We start from the raw sequence: 8,602 nt of genomic DNA, 5'->3' as shown, positions 1-8,602 counted from the left end.
CCTGAGGAACTGCGCCGCGACCCCCTGCCCCTGCGCGGCCGTACCGCGCTGGTCACCGGAGCCAGCCGCCGCGGCGGCATCGGGCACGCCGTGGCCCGCCGCCTGGCCGCCTACGGCGCGAGCGTCTACCTGCACCACCATGTCCCGCACGACGCCGGTCGGCCCTGGGGCGCCGACCGCACCGAAGACGTCCTCGCGTCCGTGCGCGCCGCAGCCGGCGATCCCGGCGCCCGGATCGTCGCGGGCCCCGGCGACCTGGCCGACCCGGACGTGCCGGCCGAACTCGTGACCAGGGCCGCCGAAGCCCTCGGCGGACGCCTCGACATCCTCGTCGCCAACCAAGCGCACAGCGGCTTCGACGGCTCCCTGGACGAGATCGGCGCGGAGATGCTCGACCGGCACTGGGCGGTCGACACCCGCGCGGTCCTGCTGCTCGTCCAGGCCCATGCCCGGTTGCGGCCCCCCGGCCCCGGAGGCCGGGTGGTGATGATGACCTCCGGCCAGGACACCGCGGGCGGCATGCCGGGCGAGATCGCCTACGCCCTCCAGAAGGGCGCCCTCGCTTCGATCACCCGCTCCCTGTCGACCACGCTCGTCGAGCAGGGCATCACGGTCAACACCGTCAACCCCGGCCCCGTGGACACGGACTACCTGACCGGCGAGGACTATGAGGCGGTCGCCGCCCGCTTCCCCTCGGGACGGTGGGGCATGCCCGACGACCCGGCCCGCCTCATCGCCTGGCTCGCGACCGACGAGGCGGGCTGGATCACCGGGGAGGTCATCCGCTCCGAGGGCGGATTCCGGCACTGATCACAGGGCCGACAAGCTGACTGCAGGGCTGACGAGCCGACCACAGGGCTGACGAGCTGTTACAGGGCGGACAGCTCGTCCACCAGATCGTCCAGTCCCAGCGATCCCTGCGACAGCGCGGCCATGTGCCACGCCTTCGGGTCGAAGGAGTCGCCGTGGCGGGCACGGGCGTTCTCGCGGCCCAGGAGCCAGGCCCGTTCGCCGAGCTTGTAGCCGATGGCCTGGCCCGGCATGGACAGGTAGCGGGTCAGCTCGCTCTCCACGAAGTCCGCGGGCCGGCTGCTGTGCGAGCCGAAGAACTCCTGTGCCAGCTCGGCCGTCCAGCGCTCGCCGGGGTGGAAGGGCGAGTCGTCCGGGATCGTCAGCTCCAGGTGCATGCCGATGTCGATGATGACGCGCACGGCCCGCATCATCTGCGCGTCCAGGTAGCCGAGGCGGCGCTCCGGGTCGGTCAGGAAGCCCAGTTCGTCCATGAGCCGCTCCGCGTACAGCGCCCAGCCCTCGGCGTTGGCGCTCACCATGCCGACGCTCGCCTGGTAGCGGGAGAGGTTCTCCGCCACGTGCTTCCACTGGGCCAGCTGGAGGTGGTGGCCGGGCACGCCCTCGTGGTACCAGGTCGACACCAGGTCGTAGACCGGGAAGCGCGTCTCGCCCATGGTGGGCAGCCAGGTGCAGCCGGGGCGCGAGAAGTCGTCCGAGGGGGGCGTGTAGTAGGGGGCCGCGGCGCTGCCCGGAGGGGCGATGCGGGACTCCACCCGGCGCACCCGCTCGGCCAGGTCGAAGTGGGTGCCGTCGAGCGCGTCCATCGCCTCGTCCATGAGGCTCTGCAGCCAGTCGCGGACCTCGTCGACGCCCTCGATGTGCGTGCCCTGCTCGTCGAGGTGGGCCAGCGCCTCCCACGGGGTGCCGGCGCCGGGCAGGATCTTTTCGGCCTCGGTCTTCATCTCGCCGAGGAGGCGGTGGTACTCGGACCAGCCGTAGGCGTACGCCTCGTCCAGGTCGAGGTCCGTCCCGTTGAAGTAGCGCACCCAGCGCGCGTACCGCTCCCGGCCCACCACGTCCGGCGCGCCCTCGATCGCCGGGGCGTACTCGTCCCGCATCCAGTCGCGCAGCCGGGCGACGGCCTCGGTGGCCGAGCGGGCAGCGGCGTCCAGTTCGGACCGCAGGGCCTCGGGGCCGGCGGCCGCGTACTGCTCGAACCAGCCGTGGCCCTCGCCGTCCGCGTCGGCCCACTCGCCCAGCTGCCGCACGAACGTGGCCGTGGCGCGGGGCCCGCCGTACAGCTTCCGCTCCAGACCGAGCGCCAGGGACTCCCGGTAGCCCTCCAGTGCCGCCGGCACCGCGCGCAGCCGCTCGGCGATCGCCGTCCAGTCCTCCTCCGACCGCGCCGGCGTCACGGTGAACACCTGCCGCACCGCGTGGGCGATCGAGCTCAGGTTGCTGACGGAACGCAGGCTCTCGTCGGCCTCGTACACCGCGAGTTCGGCGCCCAGCCGCTCGCGCAGCAGCCGTGCGCACCGGCGCTCGATGTCACTGTCCGCGCCGGGCAGCCGCTCGGCCTCGTCCAGCCGGGCCAGCGTCCGGCGCGCCAGCTCCGCGAGTGCCTCCTGGCCCGCGGGCGAGGTGTCGGGCAGCCTGCTCGAACTCTCCTTGTCGCCGAGGAAGGTGCCGGTGATCGGGTCGAGGGCGACGAGCTCGTCGACGTACGCGTCGGCGACCTCACGGGGCAGCTGGCTCTTGATCTCAGACATGCGGCCATCCTCGTACGACGGACCGCACACGTCACGCGGATTGAGCCGAGGGCGAAGGCGGCAGCAGCGGCCCGCACTCCCACTGCTGGAAGATCAGCCGGGTCTCCACCCGCGCCACCTCCCGCCGCGACGTGAACCCGTCCAGCACCAGCCGCTGCAGATCGGCCATGTCGGCGACCGCGACATGGACCAGATAGTCGTCCGGGCCGGTCAAGTGAAAGACCGTCCGCGACTCCGGCAGGGCGCGGATCCGCTCCACGAACGGCCCGACCAGCTCCCGCCGATGCGGCCTGACCTGCACCGACAGCAGGGCCTCGAGTCCTCGTCCCAGCTTGGCCGGATCCAGCTCCAGCCGGTGCCCGAGGATCACGCCCGAGCGGCGCAGCCGCGTCACCCGGTCCAGACACGTCGACGGCGCCACCCCGACCTGCGCGGCGAGATCCCGGTACGTCGCCCGGGCGTCGTTCTGCAACAGCCGCAGCAGATGGAGATCTACCGGATCCAGTACGACAGATTCAGCCATGGGCCGAACGTAGCACGGGATTCTCGCGCGGCTGCCCGGTCGATGTTCACCCTCTCCAGCATGGACATGGACACAACGAGTACGCGCGCCGACGACGGCGTCCGCACCGCACCGCGAGCCCTCGCCACCGAGGCCGTGCACGCCGGGCGGGACGACCTCGCCCGCCAGGGGCTGCACGCCCCGCCGATCGACCTGTCCACCACCTACCCGTCGTACGACAGCCGCGGCGAGGCGGCCCGCATCGACGCGTTCGCCACCACCGGCGCCGAGCCGGACGGCCCGCCCGTCTACGGGCGGCTGGGCAACCCGACCGTCGCCCGCTTCGAGACGGCCCTGGCCCGTCTCGAAGGGACCGAGGCGGCGGTGGCGTTCGCCAGCGGCATGGCGGCGCTGAGCGCCGTCCTCCTCGTCCGCGGCTCGATGGGCCTGCGCCACGTCGTCGCCGTACGCCCCCTCTACGGCTGCAGCGACCACCTGCTGACCGCCGGGCTGCTGGGCTCGGAGGTGACCTGGACCGACCCCGCCGGCGTCGCCGACGCGCTGCGCCCGGACACCGGCCTGGTCATCGTCGAGTCCCCGGCCAACCCCACCCTCGCCGAGGTCGACATGCGGGCCGTCGCGCACGCCTGTGGCTCGGTGCCGCTGCTCGTGGACAACACCTTCGCCACCCCCGTCCTCCAGCGCCCCGCCGAGCACGGCGCGCGGCTGGTGCTGCACAGCGCCACCAAGTACCTCGGCGGTCACGGCGACGTCCTGGCGGGCGTGGTCGCCTGCGACGAGGAGTTCGCGGGCCGGCTGCGCCAGGTGCGCTTCGCCACGGGCGGCGTCCTGCACCCGTTGGCCGGCTATCTGCTGCTGCGCGGTCTGTCCACGCTCCCCGTCCGGGTCCGGGCGGCCTCCGCCACGGCGGCGGAACTGGCCCACCGCCTCGCCGCCGACCCGCGGGTGGCCCGTGTGCACTACCCGCGCATCGGCGGCGCGATGGTCGCCTTCGAGGTGTACGACGACCCGCACGAGGTCATCGCGGGCGTCCGCCTGATCACCCCGGCGGTGAGCCTCGGCAGCGTGGACACCCTGATCCAGCATCCGGCCTCCATCAGCCACCGCATCGTCGACGCGGACGACCGCAAGCGGGCCGGGGTGAGCGACCGGCTCCTGCGTATGTCGGTCGGCCTGGAGGACGTGGAGGACCTGTGGTCGGATCTGGACCAGGCGCTGGGGCGCCCCGACAGGGGCGCGGGGAACTGCGCGACAGGCCGCAGCGAACCCGCGCCCGCTCACTGACGAACGCCCCTACGGCGCCGAGGCGCTCCCGTTTTCGCCCGCACGGGTCGAAACGGGCTCACCCAACCTCGCCGTGATGACCAGCGTCCCCTCCTCGACCTGGTAGTCGAGAGGCAGCCCCAGCCCCCGCATCGCCGCGACCATCCCCGTGTTGGACGCCTGCGTCACGGCGTACACGCTGGAGCACCCCGCCTCGACGGCCATGGCCACCAGCCGCGACAGCAACTCCGCCCCGGCGCCCCGCCGCTGCCACGCGTCCTCGACGAGCAGCGCGACCTCCGTCTCGTCCCCGTCCCACAGGAGGTGACCGAGCCCGACGATCCGCCCCGAGGCCGTCTGCACGGCGAGGGTGCGGCCGTAGCGCGGACTGAGCAGGTGACCGAGGTACCGGTCGGCGTCATGGACGGGCCCGTGATAGCGCAGCTCCAGCGTGCGGGCCGAGCACCGCTCGTGCATCGCCCTGGCCGCTTCGAGGTCACGTGTGTCGGCCCGCCGCACGGTGATGTCGCTGCCCTCGGCGAGCGTGAGCAGGTCCCGTCCGTGCGGCAGGCGCGGTCCGAGCCGGGCGTCCAGTTCCACCAGCGCCCTGGCCCGGGCGAACTCGGTCGGGGTGAACGGCAGGTACGGCCGTTCCACGGTGATCACTCCGCCTTCCGGGGCGCGCAGCCGCATCACCGTGCCGTCGAGGGCGCCCTCCACCGCGAGGCCGCCCGGCGCCCGGCCGCCACCTGCCGGAGCTGGCCGGGACCGGATCGTGCACCGGCCCAGCAACTGCCGCAGGGCCAGCGGCAGTTCCGCCGAGTCCAGGGCCGTGCGGGCGGCGAGTCCGAGGACCCGGGTCGGCGCGTCCACGAGGTCGTGGGCGTCGGCCCGCTCGATCCAGGTGTCGGCGCCGCCGGCCGATTCGACGGCCGTGGTGATCGCGGACACCGGCAGGGCGGCAGGGCCCCGCAGCAGGAACTCGTCGACCGTGCCCTCGGCCAGCGGGTGCGTCTGCAGGCTGAGGATGTCGACGCGCTGCCCGGCCAGGGCGCCGCACAGGGCCGCCAGTGACCCCGGCTCGTCCTGGACGGTGGTCCGCATCCGCCAGAGGGTGTTCGCCCCCGGCACCGGTTCCGGTGCCGGGGACCCGGTATCACCCGTCGGTGGCGCGTGTTCCTGGCGTCGTGTCCGCCAGGTGTGGAACGCCGCCGTGACCCGCCGCCAGGAGGTGGCGGGGCGGCAGTTGTCCTCGGGCTGCGTCTGGTGAGTCACTTCTCGCGTCATGCACCCACTGTGACGCAACGGTGTTGCCTGATCGCGAACGCACTGTGACCGGCGGGTAAAGTGGGCAGTTTGCCCTCTTGGTCCACGCTTCAAACGTTGCGCTGTGTGTCTACTGGCCGACCAGGCCCGGCTGGAGGGTCTGCGTGAAGAGCACGGTGCCGTCCTGCTCCCGCAGACGGACCGTCAGCTCGCCGCTGGGGCCGTCGATGTCGACCTCGCCGAAGAACTGGAAGCCGTCGGCGGGGGAGACGTTGGCGGTCGTCGGTGCCTTCACGAACACGCGGTCCGGGCCGAAGGTGCCGTCGAGCGCGTTGGCGGGGAAGGCACCGGCGTTGAGGGGGCCCGAGACGAACTCCCAGAACGGCTCGAAGTCGGTGAAGGCGGCCTTCGACGGCAGGTAGTGCTGCGCCGAGGTGTGGTGCACATCGGCCGTCAGCCACACCGTGCCCGTGATCCGCCGGTGCTTGACGAACCGCAGCAGTTCGGCGATCTGCAGCTCGCGGCCGAGCGGCTTGCCGGGGTCGCCCTGGGCGACGGCCTCGATGTTCGTCCCGTCCGGCACGACGAGGCCGATCGGCATGTCGGAGGCGATCACCTTCCACACCGCCCGGGAGCGGGACAGCTCGCGCTTGAGCCAATCCAGTTGCTCCCGGCCGAGGATGCCCTGCGGGTCGGTGGGCTGGTCGCCGGGCGAGTTCGCGTTGCGGTAGGTGCGCATGTCCAGGACGAACACGTCCAGTAGCGGCCCGTGGTGCTGCACGCGGTGGACCCGGCCGCCGGGGCGGCGCAGCGTGGAGACCGGGACGTACTCGGAGAAGGCCCGGCGGGCGCGTGCGGCGAGTACGTCGACGCGCTTCTCGGTGTAGCGGGAGTCGGTGAGGATCTCGCCCGGGTACCAGTTGTTGGTGACCTCGTGGTCGTCCCACTGGACGATGGACGGGACGCGGGCGTTGAAGGCGCGCAGCTTCTCGTCCAGCAGGTTGTAGCGGAAGTTGCCGCGGAACTCCGCGAGGGTCTCGGCGACCTTCGACTTCTCCTCGGTCGTGATGTTCCGCCACGTGCGGCCGTCGGGCAGGGCCACGCTCTCGGTGATCGGGCCGTCGGCGTAGACGGTGTCGCCGCTGCAGAGGAAGAAGTCCGGGTCGAGGGCGCCCATGGCGTCGTAGATGCGGTAGCCGCCGAACTCCGGGTTGATTCCCCAGCCCTGTCCGGCCAGGTCGCCCGACCAGACGAACCGCACACCGTCGCGGCGCTTGGCGGACGCGGTGCGGAAGGTGCCGGTGACCGGCTCGCCGGTGCGGCGCGGGTCGTCCGGGTCGGCGAGCAGCACGCGGTAGTGGATCTGCTCTCCGGACGGCAGGCCGCGCAGCCGGGTCGTGCCGGTGAAGTCGGTGCCCGGACCCAGCAGCGGGCCGTTTCGGCGGTACGGGTCGCGGAACGACTCCGTCGCCGACGTCTCGACGATCATCCGCGCCGGCCGGTCGGAGCGCACCCACACCAGCCCGGAGTCGCAGGTCACGTCTCCCGCCTGCACCCCCCATCCCGCCGTCGGGCGCCCGGAGCGTGCGAACGCGGGTGCCGCGCCGAGCGCGGTGGGCAGGGACAGGGCAGCCGACGCGGCGAGCGAGCCACGCAGGACGCTACGGCGCCCGGGCAACGGACGGTGTGACATGGATACGCCTCCAGGGACGGGATCCGGCCAAGTGTGCAGAGCCACACCTACCTGCACGCCGCAGCGCACACACGAACCCCAAGTGAACAACTGACCGCAGGGTGAGGGAACCCCGCTGACCGGTCGGCTCACCCGCTCGCGGCCTCGGCCATCAGGCGTAGACCCGCGGCGATCCGGGCGGGCGGCACATGGGCGTAGCCCAGGACGAGCCGGACCTCCCCGGCTCCCTCGGGCTCGGCCGGCGTGTGGGCGTAGGCCGACAGCGGACGCACCGCCACCCCCGCCGCGGCCACTCGCGCGAGGAACCGCTCCTCGGGCCCGTACCGCCGCGGCAGCGTGGCGATCACGTGGAGGCCGGCGGCGATCCCGGACACCTTCGAGCCGGGGAAGTGCGCGTCCAGGGCGGCGACCAGCGCGTCGCGCCGGTCGCGGTAGGCGCGCTGGCAGCGGCGCAGCTGACGGTCGTAGTCGCCGCGCTCCAGGAAGCGGGCGAACAGCGCCTGGTCGAGGGAGGGGTGGCCGAGATCCATGGTGCGCTTGCGTTCGACGACCTCCTGCGCCCAGGACTCCGGCACCAGCATCCAGCCCAGCCGCAGGCCCGGAGCCAGGGACTTGCTGACGGAGCCCGTGTAGGCCACGTGGCCCGGACCGAGGCCCTGGAGCGCGCCGACGGGTGCACGGTCGTAGCGGAAGTCGCCGTCGTAGTCGTCCTCCAGGACGATGCCGTCCACCGACCGCGCCCAGTCCAGCAGTTCGGCGCGACGCCGGGCCGAGTAGGCGATGCCGGTGGGGAACTGGTGGGCCGGAGTCGTCACCACGGCCCGGATGCCCGAGGCCCGCAGCGGCTCCAGGGCGACTCCCTCGTCGTCCACCGGCAGCGGCACGACGGTGACCCCTGCCGACGCGTACAGCGCGTCGTGCTGCGGACTGCCCGGGTCCTCCACGCCGACCGTGCGCACCCCGCGCGCGTGCATCACGAAACCGAGCAGGGTGGTCGCCTGGGCCACCCCCGACACGACGACGATCCGCTCCGGGTCGGCCACCACGCCCCGCCGCCGGGCGAGCAGTTCGGCCAGCGCGGTACGCAGCCGCGGCAGCCCGCGCGGGTCGGGGTAGCCCAGCTCCTGGTGCGGCAGATCCGCCAGTACACCGCGGTGCGCGGCGGCCCACGCGGCGCGCGGGAACAGCGCCAGGTCCGGCGTCCCGGGTACGAAGTCCGCACGGGCGCCGGGTGAGTGCGGAGCGAGATCGTGCGCCCGCGGCTCCGCCGCCCGGACGGCCGCCCCCACCCAGGTC

The 8,602-nt window shown here is 73.2% G+C and carries 7 protein-coding genes; 2 read left to right on the top strand and 5 right to left on the bottom strand.

Annotated features, from left to right (window positions below; genetic code table 11):
* Nucleotides 1–810 (top strand): SDR family oxidoreductase (locus C1J00_RS32625; RefSeq protein WP_102912584.1); only part of this gene is annotated, 810 nt, incomplete at its 5' end.
* Nucleotides 811–869: 59 nt separating this feature from the next.
* Here C1J00_RS32625 and C1J00_RS32620 read toward each other — a convergent pair.
* Complete coding sequence (locus tag C1J00_RS32620) at nt 870–2,561, bottom strand: DUF885 domain-containing protein (protein ID WP_102912583.1); 1,692 nt, start codon at nt 2,559–2,561, stop codon at nt 870–872.
* A 31-nt stretch (nt 2,562–2,592) separates the two neighbouring features.
* Nucleotides 2,593–3,084 (bottom strand): Lrp/AsnC family transcriptional regulator, encoded by a 492-nt coding sequence (locus tag C1J00_RS32615; protein WP_031137002.1) that lies wholly within the window; start codon nt 3,082–3,084, stop codon nt 2,593–2,595.
* 60 nt (nt 3,085–3,144) lie between these two features.
* Between C1J00_RS32615 and C1J00_RS32610 the strand changes: the two genes are divergently transcribed.
* The gene (locus C1J00_RS32610) at nt 3,145–4,368 is read left to right on the top strand and encodes a trans-sulfuration enzyme family protein (RefSeq protein ID WP_102912585.1); all 1,224 of its coding nucleotides are present in this window, start codon (nt 3,145–3,147) and stop codon (nt 4,366–4,368) included.
* Nucleotides 4,369–4,377: 9 nt separating this feature from the next.
* Here C1J00_RS32610 and C1J00_RS32605 read toward each other — a convergent pair whose 3' ends face one another.
* The 3 genes from C1J00_RS32605 to C1J00_RS32595 all read right to left on the bottom strand — a co-directional run.
* Nucleotides 4,378–5,634, bottom strand: a complete 1,257-nt coding sequence (locus C1J00_RS32605; protein ID WP_102912582.1) for a GNAT family N-acetyltransferase — start codon at nt 5,632–5,634, stop codon at nt 4,378–4,380.
* Between the two features lie 109 nt (nt 5,635–5,743).
* Nucleotides 5,744–7,306, bottom strand: coding sequence for an alkaline phosphatase D family protein (locus C1J00_RS32600; protein ID WP_102912581.1), 1,563 nt, complete (start codon nt 7,304–7,306; stop codon nt 5,744–5,746).
* 128 nt (nt 7,307–7,434) lie between these two features.
* Nucleotides 7,435–8,602, bottom strand: a 1,168-nt coding sequence (locus C1J00_RS32595; protein ID WP_102912580.1) for an aminotransferase-like domain-containing protein, incomplete at its 5' end; no start/stop codon positions are given.

It is taken from the genome of Streptomyces cahuitamycinicus (assembly GCF_002891435.1).
GTDB classification, from domain to species: Bacteria; Actinomycetota; Actinomycetes; order Streptomycetales; family Streptomycetaceae; genus Streptomyces; species Streptomyces cahuitamycinicus.
This window is presented reverse-complemented; position numbering and strand designations above follow the sequence as displayed.